This is a genomic window from Streptomyces sp. NPDC001222, assembly GCF_042896945.1.
GTDB classification, from domain to species: Bacteria; Actinomycetota; Actinomycetes; order Streptomycetales; family Streptomycetaceae; genus Streptomyces; species Streptomyces gibsoniae.
Genome location: NZ_JBIAXT010000012.1, coordinates 24,840 through 43,752, shown reverse-complemented (window position 1 = coordinate 43,752; position 18,913 = coordinate 24,840). Strand labels below are relative to the sequence as shown.

The 18,913-nt window shown below is 71.0% G+C and carries 17 protein-coding genes and 1 pseudogene; 10 read left to right on the top strand and 8 right to left on the bottom strand.

The genetic code is table 11. The features are described from left to right. Nucleotides 1-285: 285 nt before the first annotated feature. The 3 genes from ACFY2Z_RS18195 to ACFY2Z_RS18185 all read right to left on the bottom strand — a co-directional run bounded on the left by ACFY2Z_RS18195 (nucleotide 286) and on the right by ACFY2Z_RS18185 (nucleotide 2,893). Entirely contained in the window at nucleotides 286-1,035 is a 750-nt protein-coding gene (locus ACFY2Z_RS18195; protein ID WP_390745155.1) for an FMN reductase, read from the bottom strand. Continuing rightward, entirely contained in the window at nucleotides 1,032-2,147 is a 1,116-nt protein-coding gene (locus tag ACFY2Z_RS18190) for an LLM class flavin-dependent oxidoreductase (protein ID WP_390745154.1), read from the bottom strand. The genes ACFY2Z_RS18195 and ACFY2Z_RS18190 overlap by 4 nt, the downstream gene beginning before the upstream one ends. A gap of 290 nt (nucleotides 2,148-2,437) precedes the next feature. Beyond that, the gene (locus ACFY2Z_RS18185; RefSeq protein WP_390745153.1) at nucleotides 2,438-2,893 is read right to left on the bottom strand and encodes a hypothetical protein; all 456 of its coding nucleotides are present in this window, start codon (nucleotides 2,891-2,893) and stop codon (nucleotides 2,438-2,440) included. Between the two features lie 130 nt (nucleotides 2,894-3,023). On the opposite strand from ACFY2Z_RS18185, the gene ACFY2Z_RS18180 reads away from it, so the two are divergent. The 3 genes from ACFY2Z_RS18180 to ACFY2Z_RS18170 all read left to right on the top strand — a co-directional run bounded on the left by ACFY2Z_RS18180 (nucleotide 3,024) and on the right by ACFY2Z_RS18170 (nucleotide 4,441). Then, complete coding sequence (locus ACFY2Z_RS18180) at nucleotides 3,024-3,359, top strand: YnfA family protein (RefSeq protein WP_390745152.1); 336 nt, start codon at nucleotides 3,024-3,026, stop codon at nucleotides 3,357-3,359. Nucleotides 3,360-3,497: 138 nt separating this feature from the next. Beyond that, complete coding sequence (locus ACFY2Z_RS18175; protein ID WP_311697484.1) at nucleotides 3,498-4,274, top strand: SDR family NAD(P)-dependent oxidoreductase; 777 nt, start codon at nucleotides 3,498-3,500, stop codon at nucleotides 4,272-4,274. Continuing rightward, nucleotides 4,274-4,441 (top strand): hypothetical protein, encoded by a 168-nt coding sequence (locus ACFY2Z_RS18170; protein WP_390745151.1) that lies wholly within the window; start codon nucleotides 4,274-4,276, stop codon nucleotides 4,439-4,441. Before ACFY2Z_RS18175 ends, ACFY2Z_RS18170 begins: the two co-directional genes overlap by 1 nt. A gap of 469 nt (nucleotides 4,442-4,910) precedes the next feature. On the opposite strand, the gene ACFY2Z_RS18165 is transcribed toward ACFY2Z_RS18170, so the two are convergent. Further along, nucleotides 4,911-6,104, bottom strand: coding sequence for an RtcB family protein (locus tag ACFY2Z_RS18165; protein ID WP_390745150.1), 1,194 nt, complete (start codon nucleotides 6,102-6,104; stop codon nucleotides 4,911-4,913). Nucleotides 6,105-6,296: 192 nt separating this feature from the next. On the opposite strand from ACFY2Z_RS18165, the gene ACFY2Z_RS18160 reads away from it, so the two are divergent. From ACFY2Z_RS18160 to ACFY2Z_RS18150, 3 genes are all read left to right on the top strand, one after another. Next, the gene (locus ACFY2Z_RS18160) at nucleotides 6,297-7,157 is read left to right on the top strand and encodes a DUF3558 domain-containing protein (protein WP_390745149.1); all 861 of its coding nucleotides are present in this window, start codon (nucleotides 6,297-6,299) and stop codon (nucleotides 7,155-7,157) included. 126 nt (nucleotides 7,158-7,283) lie between these two features. Beyond that, nucleotides 7,284-8,225 carry a DUF3558 domain-containing protein gene (locus ACFY2Z_RS18155; RefSeq protein ID WP_390745148.1) on the top strand — a complete coding sequence of 314 codons (942 nt, stop codon included), beginning with the start codon at nucleotides 7,284-7,286 and terminating at the stop codon, nucleotides 8,223-8,225. A gap of 177 nt (nucleotides 8,226-8,402) precedes the next feature. After that, nucleotides 8,403-9,686, top strand: a complete 1,284-nt coding sequence (locus ACFY2Z_RS18150; RefSeq protein WP_390745275.1) for a DUF2637 domain-containing protein — start codon at nucleotides 8,403-8,405, stop codon at nucleotides 9,684-9,686. Between the two features lie 81 nt (nucleotides 9,687-9,767). On the opposite strand, the gene lysS is transcribed toward ACFY2Z_RS18150, so the two are convergent. Continuing rightward, nucleotides 9,768-11,513 (bottom strand): lysine--tRNA ligase, encoded by a 1,746-nt coding sequence (gene lysS, locus ACFY2Z_RS18145; protein WP_390745147.1) that lies wholly within the window; start codon nucleotides 11,511-11,513, stop codon nucleotides 9,768-9,770. Nucleotides 11,514-11,741: 228 nt separating this feature from the next. Here lysS and argS point away from each other — a divergent pair, with 228 nt between their 5' ends. Further along, nucleotides 11,742-13,508 (top strand): arginine--tRNA ligase, encoded by a 1,767-nt coding sequence (gene argS / locus ACFY2Z_RS18140; RefSeq protein ID WP_390745146.1) that lies wholly within the window; start codon nucleotides 11,742-11,744, stop codon nucleotides 13,506-13,508. Between the two features lie 78 nt (nucleotides 13,509-13,586). Here argS and ACFY2Z_RS18135 read toward each other — a convergent pair whose 3' ends face one another. Next, nucleotides 13,587-14,894, bottom strand: a complete 1,308-nt coding sequence (locus ACFY2Z_RS18135; RefSeq protein WP_390745145.1) for a helix-turn-helix domain-containing protein — start codon at nucleotides 14,892-14,894, stop codon at nucleotides 13,587-13,589. Between the two features lie 211 nt (nucleotides 14,895-15,105). Between ACFY2Z_RS18135 and ACFY2Z_RS18130 the strand changes: the two genes are divergently transcribed. Next, nucleotides 15,106-15,852, top strand: coding sequence for a DUF4232 domain-containing protein (locus tag ACFY2Z_RS18130; protein WP_390745144.1), 747 nt, complete (start codon nucleotides 15,106-15,108; stop codon nucleotides 15,850-15,852). On the opposite strand, the pseudogene ACFY2Z_RS18125 reads toward ACFY2Z_RS18130, so the two are convergent. Beyond that, nucleotides 15,842-16,263, bottom strand: a pseudogene (locus ACFY2Z_RS18125) (ATP-binding protein). The gene ACFY2Z_RS18130 and the pseudogene ACFY2Z_RS18125 sit on opposite strands and share 11 nt — an antisense overlap. A 237-nt stretch (nucleotides 16,264-16,500) precedes the next feature. Here ACFY2Z_RS18125 and ACFY2Z_RS18120 point away from each other — a divergent pair. Both ACFY2Z_RS18120 and ACFY2Z_RS18115 read left to right on the top strand, forming a co-directional pair. Further along, the gene (locus ACFY2Z_RS18120; protein WP_390745143.1) at nucleotides 16,501-16,683 is read left to right on the top strand and encodes a DUF397 domain-containing protein; all 183 of its coding nucleotides are present in this window, start codon (nucleotides 16,501-16,503) and stop codon (nucleotides 16,681-16,683) included. A 35-nt stretch (nucleotides 16,684-16,718) separates the two neighbouring features. After that, nucleotides 16,719-17,567 carry a DUF4253 domain-containing protein gene (locus tag ACFY2Z_RS18115; RefSeq protein WP_390745142.1) on the top strand — a complete coding sequence of 283 codons (849 nt, stop codon included), beginning with the start codon at nucleotides 16,719-16,721 and terminating at the stop codon, nucleotides 17,565-17,567. 15 nt (nucleotides 17,568-17,582) lie between these two features. On the opposite strand, the gene thrS is transcribed toward ACFY2Z_RS18115, so the two are convergent. Continuing rightward, complete coding sequence (gene thrS / locus ACFY2Z_RS18110; RefSeq protein ID WP_390745141.1) at nucleotides 17,583-18,821, bottom strand: threonine--tRNA ligase; 1,239 nt, start codon at nucleotides 18,819-18,821, stop codon at nucleotides 17,583-17,585. Nucleotides 18,822-18,913: the final 92 nt, after the last annotated feature.

Below are 18,913 nucleotides of genomic sequence, written 5' to 3'. Positions count from 1 at the left end.
GAAAGCTGTGAAAGCCCATGCGGGATCGGGCACGGCCGCGGTCGCGGACACCGGACCGGGCGGGTCGGGGCCCGTCGCCGGGCGCACCGACCGCGCCCCCGGTCCCGCCGTGTCCTCGCAGGATGACGTGCTCCGCCAAGCCCACTCGGGTGCGCCGGGCCAGGGCGCGGCCCGGGTGACGCCGGCCGGTCCCGCAAGGGTCCGCCGGCGCGGAGGGGGTGGGCCGGTTCGCACGACGGCGGCGGCCCACCCCTCACTCGCGGCACCGGTGCCGCGACCACAGCCCTAGTTCCGCAGCGCGGCCAGCTGCTCCTCGAAGGGGATCACCCGGAACCCGGCCGCGTCGGCCGCGGGAGGAGCCTCCACCCCGCGCCCCGGCCCGGCGGCCCGCGGGACGGAACCGCCCGCTTCCGGAACCGGACGGACCGCGCCGGCCGCCGGCCGAGCGGGCTCGGGCACGGCCCCGTCGAGGACCGCCCCGGAACCGGCGGACTCCGTCTCCGGGCCGCCCCGCTCCCGCGGGGCGCCCGCGGTCATCAGCAGAGCCAGCTCGCCCGCGGCCCGTTCGATCCGCTCGGGCAGGCCCTCCGCGCCCCAGTCCTCCGAGGCCGCGTAGACGCCGGTCGGGGCGACCGTGGCCCGCAGATAGGAGAAGAGCGGACGCAGCGCGTGATCGAGGACCAGCGAGTGCCGGGCGGTGCCGCCGGTCGCCGCGATCAGGACCGGCGTACCCACCAGGGCGTCCTTGTCGAGCACGTCGAAGAACGACTTGAACAGCCCGCTGTACGACGCCGAGAACACCGGCGTCACCACGATCAACCCGTCGGCCTCGGTCACCGCCCCCAGGGCGGCGGCGAGCGCACGCCCCGGGAAGCCGTTGGTGAAGTTGTGCGCGATCTCCACGGCGAGGTCGCGCAGCTCGATCATCCGTACCTCGACCGGAGTCTGCCGCTCCACGGCGGCGGCCAGCCGCTCGGCCAGCAGCCGCGTGGAGGACGGGACACTCAGCCCCGCCGAGACGACGACGAGCTTCATGCGGCACTCACTCCTTCCGTGTCCCGCGCGGCCTTCGGCTCCTGCGCGGCGGCCCGCAGCGACTGGTGGGTCGGCGCCTCGGGCACATCGGCCGGGCGGCCCTTCGCGAACTCCTCGCGCAGCACCGGCACGACCTCCTCGCCGAGCATGTCGATCTGCTCCAGGACGGTCTTCAGCGGCAGACCGGCGTGGTCCATCAGGAACAGCTGGCGCTGGTAGTCACCCGCGTACTCGCGGAAGCTCAGCGTCTTCTCGATCACCTGCTGCGGCGAGCCGACCGTCAGCGGGGTCTGGTCGGTGAACTCCTCCAGGGACGGCCCGTGTCCGTAGACCGGCGCGTTGTCGAAGTACGGCCGGAACTCGCGCACCGCGTCCTGGGAGTTCTTCCGCATGAACACCTGACCGCCGAGGCCGACGATCGCCTGCTCCGGGGTGCCGTGCCCGTAGTGGGCGAACCGGGTCCGGTAGAACTCGACCATCCGCTTGGTGTGGTCGGACGGCCAGAAGATGTTGTTGTGGAAGAAGCCGTCGCCGTAGTACGCGGCCTGCTCGGCGATCTCGGGCGACCGGATCGAGCCGTGCCAGACGAACGGCGGGATCCCGTCCATCGGACGCGGGGTGGAGGTGAAGCCCTGGAGCGGGGTACGGAACTTGCCCTCCCAGTTCACCACGTCCTCGCGCCACAACCGGTGCAGCAGCGCATAGTTCTCGATGGCGAGGTTGATGCCCTGGCGGATGTCCTGCCCGAACCAGGGGTAGACCGGGCCGGTGTTGCCGCGCCCCATCATCAGGTCCACCCGCCCGTCGGCCAGGTGCTGGAGCATCGCGTAGTCCTCGGCGATCTTCACCGGGTCGTTGGTGGTGATCAGGGTGGTGGAGGTGGAGAGGACCAGCTTCTCCGTCCGGGCCGCCACATAGCCGAGCATCGTGGTCGGCGAGGACGGCACGAACGGCGGGTTGTGGTGCTCGCCCATCGCGAAGACGTCCAGGCCGACCTCCTCGGCCTTCAGCGCGATGGCGACCATGGCCTTGATCCGCTCGCGCTCGGTCGGGGTACGGCCCGTGGTCGGGTCCGGGGTGACATCGCCGACGCTGAAGATCCCGAACTGCATGATCGCTCACACCCTCCAAGTGGTTTACGATTCAACTATACCCCTTGAACCGCAGCACCTGGCTCGGTATTCCGCCTCGGAATCGGATCCGGTCACACCCGGCGAATGCCCCCGCGTCCGCCCCCTGCCGCCGTCCACCCCCGCCCCCTTCACACGCGCCGAGCCGGAGCGCGCCGCCGGACACACCGGCACGCACCCCGCATCCCCCGAGTCCAGCGCCGCCGCGTGCGCCCGTCCGCCCGCGACGCCCCCTGACAGCGCCGGCCCGCCACCCCCGGACCGGCCGCGTCTCAGAAGGTGTAGCGGTCCCCGGTACCCAGGGCCAGCACCTGCTGACTGCCCGGGTTGCGGTCCGCCGCACCGCCGCCCCCCAGGGAGTCGATCTCCATGCGCACCTCGTCCGTCGACGTGTCGGCGAGACGCACCCGCAGATGGATCTCCTTGCCCTCCCCCATCGGAAGGACCCTCCCCGTACGGCACAGCACCGTGCTCGCGTCGTACCGCGCACAGCCTCCCGGCAACATCTGCCCGTCCGCGAGCGCCTTGGACCAGCGCAGCCGCACGGTGGCGTCCTCCACGCGGGACACCCCCTTGTTCCACGGCGTGAGCCGTACGTTGACCTCACCGCGACCCATGGTCACGTACCCGTGATAGGTGAGGCCGGCCTCGGCGTTCAGCGCCGCGGCGGGCAGGGCCGCGCCCACCGCCGCCACCGCGCCCATCGCGCCGGCAATCCACTTCCTCATTGTCACTTTCCTCCATATCAGGCCTGCCATCACCGCATGTATCCCACGTGCCCGACGCGACAGGCACCGCCGGGCAGGTGACCTGCGCGGGCCCGTCCGGCGTGCCGAAGCCCCGTGCGAAAGTGACCGCATGCTGATCCTTCGCTCCGCCGCCCTCTTCGTCGTCGCGGCCCTCTTCGAGATCGGCGGTGCCTGGCTGGTCTGGCAGGGCGTGCGCGAACACCGCGGCTGGCTGTGGGTCGGGGCCGGCGTGATGGCGCTCGGGGTCTACGGCTTCGTCGCGACCTTCCAGCCGGACGCGCACTTCGGCCGCATCCTCGCCGCGTACGGCGGCGTCTTCGTGGGCGGTTCCCTCGCCTGGGGCATGGTCGCGGACGGCTACCGCCCGGACCGCTGGGACGTCACCGGCGCGCTGATCTGCCTCGCCGGGATGGCGGTCATCATGTGGGCGCCCCGAGGACACTGACCGCGGGCACCCCGGGCACCGGCCACCCGCCGGACACTCCGGCAGGTCATCCGCCCCCGACCTATCCTGGGCGCACGCCGTCCGCCACCGCGCGCGGCGCCGCACACGTCCGAGCCCGCCCGTCCGAGGAGCCTCGCCATGACCGCCGCAGCACCCTCCGCCGCCTCCCGCATCGCCGTCGTCACGGGCGCGAGCAGCGGCATCGGCGCCGCGACGGCCCGGCAGCTCGCGGCCGCCGGCTACCGCGTCGTCCTGACCGCCCGCCGCAAGGACCGGATCGAGGCGCTCGCGGAGGAACTGACCGCGGCCGGCCATTCGGCGACGGCCTACCCGCTGGACGTCACGGACCGGGCGGCGGTCGACGAGTTCGCGACGGCCTTCCGGACGATCGGCGTCCTGGTGAACAACGCGGGCGGCGCGCTCGGCGCCGACCCGGTCGCCACCGGGGACCCCGAGGACTGGCGCCGGATGTACGAGACGAACGTGCTGGGCACCCTCAACATCACCCAGGCCCTGCTCCCCGCCTTGACCGCGAGCGGCGACGGCACCGTGGTGGTCCTCTCCTCCACCGCCGGCCATGGCACCTACGAGGGCGGCGCGGGCTATGTCGCCGCCAAGCACGCCGAGCACGTCCTCGCCGAGACCCTCCGGCTGGAGATCGTCGGCACGCCGGTGCGGGTGATCGAGGTCGCCCCCGGCATGGTGAAGACGGACGAGTTCGCGCTGACCCGCTTCGGCGGTGACACGGCGAAGGCGGAGAAGGTCTACGCGGGCGTCGCGGAGCCGCTCACCGCCGACGACGTGGCGGACACGATCACCTGGGCGGTCACCCGCCCCAGCCATGTCAACATCGACCTCCTGGTGGTCCGCCCCCGGGCCCAGGCCTCCAACACCAAGGTCCACCGGGAGCTGTGATGACCACCCCGGACCCGGCGCCCGACGAGGACCGCACCGCGGAACGCGAGCGCCTCTCCCTGGAGAAGAAGCGCCAACGCTACGTCTGGTACTACCTGGGGTACTTCCTCTTCGGCATCCACCTCGTGGCATTCGTCATGATCTACGCGGTACGCCACGCCAAGTGAGCCCATGAGTGACCGGCCGGGCGGCCGGTCACTCACAGTGGTGAATCACGTCGATCACCCGCACGCCTCCCGCACAACCGCCCTACGCTCACGCCACACCCTCACGTCAAGGCACCTTGCGAAGGGAGCGGGGCACCGAGGAGAACGCCCAAGTTCTGGCTGCCGACCTGTACTACCCCGACGTCTGTCGCCGCATCGGAAGAAGACGACTGCCGACTCGCCGGCCGCATGGGTCCGACCGGCCGGCATGAGGGTCGCACCCGAGCGTCGCCCGTGGACCGAGCAGGAGGACCTCGTCCTCCTGCGGCGCGGCAATGACGTCGCGTCCGCCGCCGAACTCGGCCGGACCGAAAAGAGCTGCGCCATCCGCCTCTGGCGCCTGCGGACCGGCCGGGTCGGCAGGCCGAGCGGGCTCACCGGTGGACAGCCGACCGAGCGAGGCCCCGGCTCCGGGCCGAGGCCTCTCCCGTCAGCCCTTCACACACACGAACTGCTTCAGCTTCGCCACGACCTCGACGAGGTCGCTCTGCTGTCGCATCACCTGGTCGATGTCCTTGTAGGCACCCGGGATCTCGTCCAGCACACCGGTGTCCTTGCGGCACTCCACACCCCGCGTCTGCCGCTCCAGGTCCTGCACCGTGAAGTGGCGCTTCGCCGCGTTGCGGCTCATGCGCCGGCCCGCGCCGTGCGACGCCGAGTTGAACGCCTTCTCGTTGCCGAGGCCCTTCACGATGTACGAGCTGGTCCCCATGGAACCGGGGATGATCCCGAGGTCGCCGGCTGCCGCGCGGATGGCACCCTTGCGGGTCACCAGCAGATCCATACCCTCGTACTGCTCCTCGGCCACGTAGTTGTGGTGGCAGGAGATCTCCGGCTCGAAGGTCGGCTTCGCCTTCCTGAACTCCTTGCGGATGACGTCCTTCAGGAGCGCCATCATGATCATGCGGTTGTACCGGGCGTACTCCTGAGCCCAGTACAGATCATTGCGGTAGGCCTCCATCTGGGGAGTGTCCGCCACGAAGACAGCGAGATCACGGTCGACCAGTCCCTGGTTGTGCGGGAGCCTCTGGGCCACGCCGATGTGGTGTTCGGCCAGCTCCTTGCCGATGTTCCGGGAACCGGAGTGCAGCATCATCCAGACCGACCCCGTCTCGTCGAGGCACAGTTCGATCATGTGGTTCCCGCTGCCCAGGGTTCCCATCTGCTTGGTGGCACGCTCCTCGCGGAACCTGACCGCCTCCGCCACCCCGTCGAACCGTCCCCAGAAGTCGCCCCAGCCCGAGGTGGCCAGGCCGTGGAAGTGGGCCGGGTCGACGGGGTCGTCGTGCATTCCGCGGCCCACCGGGATCGCCTGCTCGATCTTCGAGCGCAGCCGGGAGAGGTCCCCGGGGAGGTCGTTCGCCGTCAGGGACGTCTTCACCGCCGACATGCCGCAGCCGATGTCCACGCCCACCGCCGCCGGGCAGACCGCGTCCCGCATCGCGATCACCGAGCCGACCGTGGCGCCCTTGCCGAAGTGGACGTCCGGCATCACCGCGAGGCCCTCGATCCACGGCAGCGTCGCCACGTTCTGCAGCTGCCGCATCGCGACGTCCTCGACCGTCGCCGGATCCGTCCACATACGGATCGGGACCTTGGCGCCCGGCACTTCTACATACGACATACCAGCCTCTTTCCCCCGAACAAGAACATAAGTCTCTGATCGCAAAACCGGTGCCAAGGTCGACGTATAGGACAACGGACCGGCGTCCACGGCAGTGCGTGCGATAGACATTGTCTCCAGGGGGCCGCCACCGGCGGCAACCGATTAACCAGGGGCCCCGCACGCCCACGGAACGTCGAGAGGACCCTCACCGTGCAGCGGAAGGCGTACGTACCGGGCGCCGCCGTGCTTCTCGCGGCCCTGCTGACCGCCTGCACCTCGGGCTCGGGAAGCGGTGGCGCGGCGGAGGACTCCAAGGCGGGCAACTCCACGGCGAGCGCCACCGCCGCGCAGCCCGGCAAGTACCGCTCCCTCTCGGACGCCTGCGGCGCGGTGAACCACAGCACGCTGGACTCGCTGCTGCCGGGCATCAGGCAGATAACGGACCAGGATCAGCGCGACAACGCCTACCAGGGCGAGGCCGCGCTGACGTACAACAACGACCGCCGCTCCGGCTGCCGCTGGAAGGCGGAGTCGACGGCCGCCACGGACCATCTGTTCGTCGACTTCGAGCGGGTGGTCTCGTACGACAACACGGTCAGCGACGACGACCGCGCCCATGAGGTCTACAGCTCCAAGCAGCAGGCCGCGGGCCTCCCCGTGGCGGGTTCCGCTTCCGGTTCCGGTTCCGGTTCGCCCTCGGGCTCCGCTTCCGGCTCCCCCTCCCGTTCTGGTTCCCCCTCGCCGAGCGGCGGCAGCAGCCCGCACCCCGGCGGTCCCCCCTCCGCGTCCGCCTCCGGCTCCCCGTCCCCGTCCGGGAGCCCGTCCGCCGACGACGCACAGCCCGACCTCCAGCCCCGCACCCTCGACGATCTGGGCGACGAGGCGTTCCTCGACGACCAGCTGAGCACCTCCCAGCAGCGCACGGTGACTGTGGTGTTCCGCACGTCCAACGTGATCGTGACCATCCAGTACGACGAGCAGCCGGCCGCCGCCGGAAGTGCCCCGAGCAGCGAGTACATGCAGGACAAGGCCAGGAAACTGGCCCGGCAGCTGGCCGGTTCCCTCGGCTGAGACACCCCCGTCGCCCGCCCCCGCAGGGGAACCGATTCTCGTACCGCATGCGTCCCCACCGCGTACCGTGGCCCCTCGGACCCGATCCGACCGCACGATCCACGAGCGTCATTGAGTGAAGGAACCATGCACCGACCTGCACAGCGAGACCATCGAGATCAGCACGATGAGGGCGTTCAGCGCGTTCAGGAGGCTCAGGGCGGCCTGGGGACGGGCCGCCACGGGGCACGCCTGCGCCGCCTCCTCGTCTGCGCGGCGGCCGTTCCGGCGGTGCTCGTCGCGGCCGGCTGCTCCTCGGACTCCGGTTCCGGCTCGGGCAGCGACACCAAGCCGCAGGCTCAGGAGCAGCACACCGCGAACGCGCAGCCCTCACAGAGCGCGTCCACGAACACGGTGCAGCCGGCCGCGTACGCCAGCCTGCCGAAGCCGTGCGCCGTTCTGTCCGACAAGACTCTGGGCGACCTCGTACCCAAGGACAAGTCCGGCAAGCAGGGCACGTCGGACGACGCGGGGACGCGTTCGAGCTGCTCGTGGAGCAGCCTGGAGAACAACGGCGTCAAGGGCTCCCAGTTCCGCTGGCTGAACATCTCCCTGCTGCGCTTCGCGTCGGACGCCGCACGCGGCTCGGGCAACAAGCTCGCCGAGGACTACTACGGCCGCCAGATACAGGACGCGCAGTCCGTGGACGGCGCGAAGAACGTCAAGTCGGCGCCGGTCGCGGGGGCGGGCGACCAGGCGACGGCGGTGCGCTACGACCTGAAGAAGAAGGAAGGCGCCTTCAAGCAGGAGACGATCGTGGCGCGGGTGGAGAACGTCGTCGTCACCCTGGACTACAACGGCGCCGGACTCGCCGGTGACAAGACGCCGGACGCCGACGACCTGGCGAAGGCCGCGGAGAAGGCCGTCAAGGAGGTCGTGTCCTCGGTGTCGGCGGCGAACCACGACGGCGCGAAGGGTGGTTCGGCCGCGGGGCAGGGCGGCTCGAAGAGTGCCTCGCCGTCGAAGGGCGCGTCCGCGAGCCCGTCGAAGAGCGCGTCCCCGTCCGCTTCGGCCTCGAAGAAGAGCTGACCCGGCCGGCGCCACAACTGCCCGCGCCATCAGGGACATTGCCGGCGCCCGGTCCCGCGCGGACCGGGCTCCTGCCATACCGGCCACCCGTACGCCGTACGGGTGTGCCACCCTGTTGCGCGCAACAACACGCAACGGGAGGGGAAAACGGTGGCCGGGCCACTGCAGCTGACACGGATGCACCGGATTCTGATCGGCGTGGTCGTCACCGGTGCCGTCATCATCGCCGGGATCGGCTTCGCGGGCTCGTACGCGGCCGTCCGTGCGCTGGCCCTCAAGAAGGGCTTCGGGAACTTCAGTTATGTCTTTCCGGTCGGTATCGACGCGGGTATCTGTGTCCTGCTGGCCCTGGACCTGCTGCTGACCTGGATCCGGATCCCCTTCCCGCTGCTGCGCCAGACGGCGTGGCTGCTGACGGCGGCGACGATCGCGTTCAACGGCGCGGCGGCCTGGCCGGACCCGCTGGGCGTGGGCATGCACGCGGTGATCCCGATCCTGTTCGTGGTCGCCGTCGAGGCGGCGCGCCACGCGATCGGCCGGATCGCGGACATCACGGCGGACAAGCACATGGAGGGCGTCCGGCTGACCCGCTGGCTGCTCTCCCCCGTGCCCACGTTTCTGCTGTGGCGCCGGATGAAGCTGTGGGAGCTGCGCTCCTACGACCAGGTCATCAAGCTGGAGCAGGAACGTCTCGTCTACCAGGCCCGCCTGCGCTCCCGCTTCGGCCGCGCCTGGCGCCGCAAGGCCCCCGTGGAGTCGCTGATGCCGCTGCGGCTCGCCCGCTACGGCGTACCGCTGGCCGAGACGGCCGGGGCGGGCCTCGCGGCGGCCGGTATAGAACCGGCGCTGATACCCCCGGCGCCGCAGCTCCAGGTGACGGCCGGCGCGGCTCCGGGCTCGCGCGCGGCCCAGATGGGCGGCCACCATGTCACCCAGCCCGCCGCCCAGACACCGGGGCAGGCGCCCGCCGTCGGGCAGCGCCCCCAGTCGGACCCCGGGCAGCCGGACGAGCAGAGCCCCTGGTTCACCAGCCCGGCGCAGGGGGAGTACCACGGCGGCTACGACCCCTCGTTCGAGCCGGAGCCTTCCTACGAGCCCGGGGAAGAGCACTGGCAGTGGTACGAGGAGCAGCAGCCGCAGCAGTACCAGAACCCGAATCCGGACCAGCCGCAGCAGTACCAGGAGCCCTCCCCCGAGGACACCGGCAGCTTCCCCATCCCCGTGACCGCGGGCCGCACCCGCGAGCTGGGCGAGGGCGGCGGCAGCCCGGAGCCGGACGAGGAGGCGTACTACCAGGTCTTCAAGCAGTCGATCAACGGCAGCTATCCGACCCCGCGTGAGTTCATCGACAACGTGGAGGCCGAGTTCCGCATCACCCTCCCCGCAGAGGAGGCGAAGCGCATGGTCAACCGCTTCACCAACCGCCACACGGCGCAGCTGGAGGAGGACCACATCGCGTAGGCGGCCCGGCCGCATACGGAAGGGGGGCGCCCGGTGATCACCGGGCGCCCCCCTTCGTGTGCGCTGGACCGTTCGCCGCCGCTACTCGCCGAGCAGCCTGCGCACCCGGTCCTGCCCCACCGCGAGCAGCAGGGTGGGCAGACGCGGGCCGGTGTCACGGCCGACGAGCAGGTGGTACAGGAGCGCGAAGAACGACCGCTGGGCGGTCTTGATCTCCGCGGGCAGCTCCTTGGGGGTCGCGTCCGCGGAGAACCCGGCCTGGACCTTGGGCACGCCGTAGACCAGGTGGGTGAGTCCGTCCAGCGACCAGTGCTCCTCCAGGCCGTCGAGCAGCAGCCGCAGCGACTGCTGCGCCTGCTCGTCGAGGGACTTCAGCAGCTCGGCGTCCGGCTCCTCGCGCACGATCGTGCGCTGGTCCGCCGGAACCTGGGTGTTGATCCAGGCCTCGGCCCGGTCGTAGCGCGGGCGGACCTCGTCGAGCGAGGCGAGCGGGTCGGCCGGGTCGAGGTCGGACAGGATCCGCACCGCCTGGTCCTGGTGGCCGGCGGTGATGTCGGCGACGGAGGCGAGGGTGCGGTAGGGCAGCGGACGCGCGGTGCGCGGCAGCTCGGCGGCGGCGGTGCCGACGGCCCGGGTGTACGCGGCCACGTCGCCCGGCAGGGCGGAGCCGTCGGCGACCTTGCCCGCCAGCTTGTCCCACTCGTCGTAGAGCCGCTGGATCTCCTGATCGAAGGCGATCTTGAAGGACTGGTTGGGCCGGCGGCGGGCGTAGAGCCAGCGCAACAGCTGTGGCTCCATGATCTGGAGCGCGTCGGCCGGGGTCGGGACCCCGCCCTTGCTGCTGGACATCTTGGCCATGCCGCTGATGCCCACGAAGGCGTACATCGGGCCGATGGGCTGCTTGCCGCCGAAGATCCCGACGATCTGCCCGCCGACCTGGAAGCTGGAGCCCGGGGAGGAGTGGTCGACCCCGGAGGGCTCGAAGACCACGCCCTCGTAGGCCCAGCGCATCGGCCAGTCGACCTTCCAGACCAGCTTGCCGCGGTTGAACTCGCTCAGCCGCACCGTCTCGGAGAATCCGCAGGCCGTGCACGAGTACGTCAGCTCGGTGGTGTCGTCGTCGTACGCGGTGACGGTGGTGAAGTCCTTGCCGCACCGGCCGCAGTAGGGCTTGTACGGGTAGTACCCCGCGGAGCCGGAGCTGCCGTCGTCCTCGGCGGCGGCGCCGGAGCCCTCCTCGGCCTCCAGCTCGGCCTCGTCGACGGGCTTCTGCTGCTGCTTCTTCCCGGCGGCCTTCGGCTTGGTCCGGTACTGCTCGAGGATCGCGTCGATCTCCCCCCGGTGCTTCATCGCGAACAGGACCTGCTCGCGGTAGACGCCGGAGGTGTACTGCTCCGTCTGGCTGATGCCGTCGTACTCGACGCCCAGCTCGGCCAGCGACTCGATCATCGCGGCCTTGAAGTGCTCCGCCCAGCTCGGGTACGCGGAGCCCTTCGGGGCGGGCACGGAGGTCAGCGGCTTGCCGATGTGCTCGGCCCAGGACTCGTCGACGCCCGGCACACCGAAGGGGACCTTGCGGTACCGGTCGTAGTCGTCCCAGGACAGCACATGGCGCACCGTGTACCCGCGCCGCCGGATCTCGTCGGCGACGAGGTGGGGCGTCATGACCTCACGCAGATTGCCCAGGTGGATGGGTCCGGAAGGGGAGAGCCCGGACGCGACGACGACCGGTTTGCCCGGGGCCCGGCGCTCCGACTCCTCGATGACCTCATCCGCGAAACGGGAGACCCAGTCGGTGGTCTCGGTGCTCTGAGCCACGATCGGCACGTCCTCTTTTTCTGGGGGTTCCTCAGGACCAGCCGTACGGTCACACGGCTGTCCGATCCATTGTCCCTGCCGAAACCGCATCCACGAAAACCGCTTTTCAAGCTCTTACCCGCGCGTCACCACGAGCGCCGCGCCGCCCACGCGCGGCCGGACCCGGAAAAACCGCTTTACCCCCATGGGATACTGGCCACATCCATCCGCACGCACGAGGAGAACGGCACCCACCTCATGGCCTCGGTCACGTCCCTCACCGCCTCCGTCCACCAGCACCTCGCGAACGCCCTCTCGGCCACCCTGCCGGAGGCCGCCGCCGCGGACCCGCTGCTGCGACGAAGCGACCGGGCGGACTACCAGGCCAACGGGATCCTGGCGCTCGCGAAGAAGGCGAAGGCGAACCCGCGGGAGCTGGCGACCCGGGTCGTGTCACACGTCGTCACCGGTGATCTGATCAAGGACGTCGAGGTCTCCGGCCCCGGCTTCCTCAACATCACGGTCACCGACAAGGCGATCACCGAGAACCTCGCCACCCGCGCCGCCGACCCCGAGGGCCGCCTCGGCGTGCCGTACGCGGAGAAGCCGGGCACCACGGTCATCGACTACGCCCAGCCGAACGTGGCGAAGGAGATGCACGTCGGCCATCTGCGCTCCGCGGTGATCGGCGACTCGGTGGCCAAGCTGCTGGAGTTCACCGGCGAGACGGTGGTCCGCCGCCACCACATCGGCGACTGGGGCACCCAGTTCGGCATGCTCATCCAGTACCTGGACGAGCACCCGCACGAGCTGGACCACAAGGCCGCCGAGGTCTCGGGCGAGGAGGCGATGTCGAACCTCGACCGCCTCTACAAGGCCGCGCGCAAGCTCTTCGACTCCGACGAGGAGTTCAAGACGCGCGCCCGGCGCCGGGTGGTCGACCTCCAGGCCGGCGACCCGCGCACCCTCGCCATGTGGCAGAAGTTCGTGGACGAGTCGAAGATCTACTTCTTCTCCGTCTTCGAGAAGCTGGACATGGAGATCCGGGACGCCGACATCGTGGGCGAGTCGGGTTACAACGACATGCTCCAGGAGACCTGCCGCCTGCTGGAGGAGTCGGGCGTCGCGGTCCGCTCCGAGGGCGCCCTGTGCGTCTTCTTCGACGACATCAAGGGCCCGGACGGCAATCCGGTCCCGCTGATCGTGCAGAAGTCGGACGGCGGCTTCGGCTACGCGGCCACGGACCTCTCCGCGATCCGCGACCGCGTCTTCAACCTCAAGGCGAACTCGATCATCTACGTCGTGGACGCCCGTCAGTCGCTGCACTTCAAGATGGTCTTCGAGACCGCGCGGCGGGCCGGCTGGCTGAACGGCGACGTGAAGGCGTACCAGCTCGCCTTCGGCACGGTCCTCGGCAAGGACGGCAAGCCGTTCAAGACCCGTGAGGGCGAGACGGTCCGGCTGGTGGACCTCCTCGACGAGGCGATCGACCGCGCCTCCGCCGTCGTACGGGACAAGGCGCAGGACCTGTCCGAGGAGGAGATCACCGAGCGCGGCGCCCAGGTGGGCATCGGCGCGGTGAAGTACGCGGACCTGTCGACGTCGGCGAACCGCGACTACAAGTTCGACCTGGACCAGATGGTGTCGCTGAACGGCGACACGTCCGTGTACCTCCAGTACGCGTACGCCCGTATCCAGTCGATCCTGCGCAAGGCCGGCGACGTACGCCCGGCCGCGCACCCGGAGCTGGACCTGGCGGTCGCGGAGCGGGCGCTCGGTCTGCACGTGGACCAGTTCGCGGAGACGGTCGCGGAGGCGGCGGCGGAGTACGCCCCGCACAAGCTGGCCGCGTACCTCTACCAACTGGCGTCGCTCTTCACGTCGTTTTACGACAAGTGCCCGGTGATCAAGCCGGCGCCGCCGAAGGACGTCGCGGAGAACCGTCTGTTCCTGTCCGAGGTCACGGCCCGCACCCTCCACGAGGGCATGGCCCTGCTGGGCATCAGGACGCCTGAGCGGCTCTGACCTTCCCGTGTGACGCGGCCCCGCCGGACACTTCCGGCGGGCCGCGTTCGTCTCCGGGCCGCCCGTGGCGGCGTCCGGTCAGCCGCCCTCGCGGACGATCCACTGGGCGCCGCCGTTCGGGAAGTCATAGCCCGGCCGTCCCGTGCTGCCGCTCGTCCGGAACGGCCTGCCGTGGTCGTCGATCCGGACGGTGCCGTGCCGGGCGCCGCTGGACCACTCCAGTTCCAGGTACCAGTGCACATCGTGCGCGGCGGTGCGGGCCCGGACCTGGAAGACCTCCGGGTCGGACTCGCTCACCTTGAACGGGAAGTCGCGCTGTCCCCGGGCGGGCGCCGCCGACGGGCGCCCCGCGTCCAGGTCGACGTCGAACCCGTTCGTCTCCACACCACCGCCGCAGCCCACGCCCATGGAGTAGTCGCTCCAGGCCAGGGGCGTGTCCAACGAGACGACCCGGACCCTCAGATCCTCCAGGACCACGGTCGACGCGCCGGTGCCCTGCACCGTGAGCACGACGTACTGCCCACCGGAGGACACCGCGCCGAGCGCCGACACCCAGCCCGGCGCGTCCTGTTCGGCGGGCGGCGGCGGTACCTGCTGCGGCGCCCGGTCGATCAGGTAGTGCTGGCTGCACGGGTCCTCAAAGGCGTACGGACGGGTGTTGACCGTCAGCGGTACGGCGGGGACGGCGGCCGGGGTGGTGGCCGCACCGGTGCTCGGGGCCCCGGTCCCGGCGCTCGGTCCCGGGCTCCGCTTCCCGTCGGTCTTCTTGCCCGTGTCCCGACCGGACCGCGACGGCGAGGGGCTCGCGGGGCCTGCCGTGCCGCCCCCGTCCATGGTGCGCCGTACGGCGGGCGATGCCCCCGCCGGGTTCTCGGCGTGGTCCCCTCCCAGGCCGAAGGAGGGGGTCCACGCGAACACGGCGGCGCCCAGCAGCGCGAGTGCGCCGGCCGGGACGAGCACCGCGGGGCGGATGCGCCGACGGCCGCCGGGAGTTGCCGGGGCGCTCGCCCCCACAGAGACGGTCTGCGGACCGGGCTCCGGCTCCCCGGTGCCGCCGGACTCCGGTTCGGTCCTGCCGCCGGGCTCCGATCCTGCCGTGTCACCGGGCCGTACGACGGCCGTCTTGCCCTTCCTCTCCCGCACCGCGTCGGCCAGCACCCATCGCCGGTGCAGCTCGACCAGTTCCTCGGGCGACGCCTTGCAGAGCCGGGCCAGCCGCTCCACGGGCGCGTAGTCCGTCGGCACGACGTCCCCGTTGCAGTACCGGTGCAGCGTCGACGTACTCAAGTGGAGCCGCTTGGCCAGCGTCCCGTAGCTCAGCCCGGACCGCTCCTTGAGTTCCCTCAGCAGCTGCCCGAACGCGTCTGCCGCATCCGCCCCCGACACCGTTCCTCCACTCCCCGTGTCCCTGCGCGCGTCCCAGGAACAGCACGTTTCCCCAGCTCAGAGCAGTGCGGGCGTCCCAGCGTCCCTGAAGGTGCGCCGGTCGTGGCGGCTGGGACGGATCACCCCGCAGGCTCCCTGTCATCCAAGCACGCCGCCCCGCCGACCGGCCCGGCGGCACGCACCGACCGGATCCGCGAAGAGGTTTCCCTTCATGCGCACCTTCCGCACCGCCCGCTCCCGCACCGGGCTGCTCACCACCACCGTCCTCGCGGCCCTGGCCCTGACGGCGTGCCAGAGCGGCACGGGCACGCAGGACGAGGGCAAGGCGTCGACGCCCGCCACACAGACCACCCAGGCCTCGCACACCGCCTCCGCCTCCGGCTCCGGCTCCGGCTCCAATTCCGGTTCCGACTCCGGCTCGTCGGCCGCGCAAGGCACGAACACGGCGTCCCACACCGGCACGACGGCCGGAAAGGGCGCCACGGGCCGCGCCTCCGGTTCCGGTTCGGGCCGTGGGACGACGTCCACGACTCCCGTCCTGTGCAACGGCGCCAACACCCGGGTCACCGCCCAGCCGGTGTCCCGCCCCCTCAACCACATGCTGCTCACCGTCAAGAACACCGGCTCCCGGCCGTGCGACCTGACGTACTTCCCCTATCTGCGGTTCGACGAGATGCAGTGGGCGCCGGGCGCGTTCGAGGAGAGCCGGCCGCAGGCCGTGGTCACGCTCGCCCCCGGCCAGTCCGGCTACGCGGGCGTGCGTCTCTCCGCCGCCGACGGCAGCGGAGAGAACGGGACCACGGGGCACAAGCTGAGCATCATCTTCCAGGGACGCACCCCGCGCAGCGACGGGGGTCCCACGGCCACGGTGACGCTGCCCGCCAAGGGCGTGTACTACGACAGCAAGCTGACCTCGACGTACTGGCAGTCCAACGCGACCGACGCCCTCACCTGGTGACGCCTCCGGGTGGTGCGGCGGCGAACTCGCACCACACCACCTTGCCGGGGTCCCGCTCGTCGACACCCCACTTGTCGGCGAGCGCGGCGACCAGCAGCAGGCCGCGCCCGCCCTCGTCCGCCTGCTCCGGGATCCGCGGCTCCCCGCCGCCGCTGTCCTGCACCTCGACGCGCAGTACGGCGCCGTCGTGCCGCAGGAACACCCGGAACCGGCGGCCGGGCGGCACCCGGGCACCAGCGCGTTGGTCGCCAGCTCGCTCACGCACAGCAGCACGTCGTCACCGCGGTCGGCTGCCGCCAGGCCCCAGCCGGCCAGCGTCTCCTCAGTGAACCGCCGGGCGGCGGGAACGGCTCGGCGTTCGCGCCGGAGGAACCTCTCACGCAACGGCGGGAGTTGAATCGTTTCGTTCACGACGAGCGTTGCGGAGAGTCACTGGCGTGGATCACCGGGTGAGCCCGTACAGATTTTTTGTACGGGTTCGTTCGGGGTCGCGTACGGGCAGGCGTGGGGAGTTGGTCCAGCATGAACTCCAGGAAGCTTCCACGGAAGAAGAACCTCTCGGCCATGAAGATGCTGGGGAATGCTGCGGACGCAGGCCCTGACCACTCAGGGCTCCCGGGGCCTGCTCGACCGCCTGCTAGGAGAGCAATGAGCACCGAAGCACTTCAGTGGTTCAAGTCGTCCTACAGCAGCAGCGAAGGCGGCCAGTGCCTCGAGGTCGCCACTCATCCCCACACCATCCACGTCCGCGACTCCAAGAACCCCACCGGCCCCACCTTCACCGTGTCGCCGGAGGCCTGGGTCGCGTTCACCGACTACGCGGCCCGGTAAGGGGGTTGTCAGTGGCTGGCCCTACAGTCACTGGCATGGCGACACTTCCCAATCCGCTGCCCAAGTTGGCGGCAGATCCGAGCGGGCGCGCGCTCGGGCTTGAGCTTCCTCCGGGGAGCCTGATCGACGCGACGGACGAAGGTCCGTGGCACGAGCCGCTGCTGTGGCATGCCGGGCGCACCGCGTCCTCCGGCAACTGGATGCGGCTGGGCGTGCCCGGCGCGCGGGTCGGGCTCCTTCCGGTGCTCGTCGACGTCGGCGGGGAGGCGGGCGGGCCGCAGGAGTGGCTTCTGACGCCCGGCGGCATGTCGTATCCCGGCGATCACGACGCCGAAGAGGTGCTGGCCGAGCTGTGGGACGAGTACGTCGCCGACGCGTCCGAGGACGACGAGGACGACGCCCTCGACGACCTGGACGAGATGCTCGCGCCCCACGGCCCCGACTGGCCCGGTCTCGCCGACGCTCCCCGGCTGGAGGCCGACCCCGACAGCCGTGCCGCCGAGGTCGCCGACCGTCTTCTGGACGACGGCTCCTGGTTCAAGGAGCCGCGCCTCGCCCTGGTCCCGGCCCGCCGCTCCGCCGACCTCCCCGCCGCCATCGGCTGGACCGGCCCGGTCAACTACGAGAACGACACGGCCGTCCTCTGTTCCGTGCTCCGCACCTGGGAGGACCGCTTCGGCATACGGGTCGTCGCACTCACCCACGACCGGCTGGTCCTGTCGGTCGCGGCGCCGCCCACCACCCAGGCCGAGGCGGAGGCGGTCGCCGCCGAGCACTTCGCGTTCTGCCCGGACAACATCACGCAGGGGTACCGCGAGACCCTGCGGGAGTACGCCGAGCACGAGGTTCTGGGACAGCGGGTGTGGTCCTTCTGGTGGGACTGACCTGACGTCTCCCCGCTATGCGGCGGTCTCGGCCCACAGCTCGGTGCTGTGGGCCGAGACGAGGGCGCCGATGCGGGTGAGCACGTCACCGGCCGGCAGTGGATCGAGCCGCCGGCCGTCCCGTAGCCGCAGTGCGACGTGATCGTCGGCGGCTTCCCTGGCGCCGATGACGGCCTGGTAGGGGACCAGACGGGCGTCCCGGACGCGGGCGCCGAGACTGCCGTGTTCCGGACCGGCGATCTCGGCCCGCAGCCCCTGTTCGGTGCAGCGCCGGGCGAGCGCCGCGGCGTTCGGCAGCTCGGCGTCGGAGATCGGCAGGATCGCCAGCTGAGTGGGGGCGAGCCAGGCAGGGAAGGCGCCGCCGTGCTGTTCGATGAGGTGGGCGACGGCTCGCTCCACGCTGCCGATGATGCTGCGATGGACCATGACCGGGCGGTGCTTGCGGCCGTCCGGGCCGACGTAGTGCAGGTCGAACTGCTCGGGCTGGTGGAAGTCGACCTGGACGGTGGACAGGGTGGACTCCCGGCCGGCGGCATCGGTGACCTGGACGTCGATCTTGGGGCCGTAGAAGGCGGCCTCTGCCTCGACTGCCTCGTAGGGAAGTCCGGAGCCATCGAGGACCTCGGTCAGCAGGGCGGTGGACCGCTGCCACTTCTCGGGGGCGGCGACGTACTTGCCGCCGGGACCGGGGAGGGAGAGGCGGAAGCGGGCCGGGGTGATGCCGAGCGCTTCGTACGCCCGGCGGATCATGTCCAGCGCGGCCTGCGCCTCCTCGGCGACCTGGTCAAGGGTGCAGAAGATGTGCGCGTCGTTGAGCTGGATGGCGCGCACCCTGGTCAGCCCGCCGAGCACGCCCGAGAGCTCCGAGCGGTACATGCCCCCGAGTTCCGCGATGCGCAACGGCAGTTCGCGGTAACTGTGTGAGCGGGAGCGGAAGATCAGCGCGTGGTGCGGGCACAGGCTCGGCCGCAGGACGACCTGCTCACCTCCGAGGTCCATCGGAGGGAACATGTCCTCGCTGTAGTGCGCCCAGTGCCCGGAGATCTCGTACAGCTCCCGCTTGCCGAGCACCGGCGAGTACACATGCCGGTACCCCGCACGCCGCTCGGCGGCGCGGATGTACTCCTCCAGGGTGTGCCGTACGGTCGCGCCGTCGGGCAGCCAGTACGGCAGGCCCGCGCCGATCAGCGGATCGGTGTCGAACAGGCCCAGTTCACGGCCGAGCCTGCGGTGGTCGTTGCGGTGGTCGTGCATGGCGTCTCCTCGCGGACATCGGGCGAGTGACCACACGGCAAAGCCCCGGGGCACTCGCCCCGGGGCTTCGAACCAAGACATCGGTCAGCGCG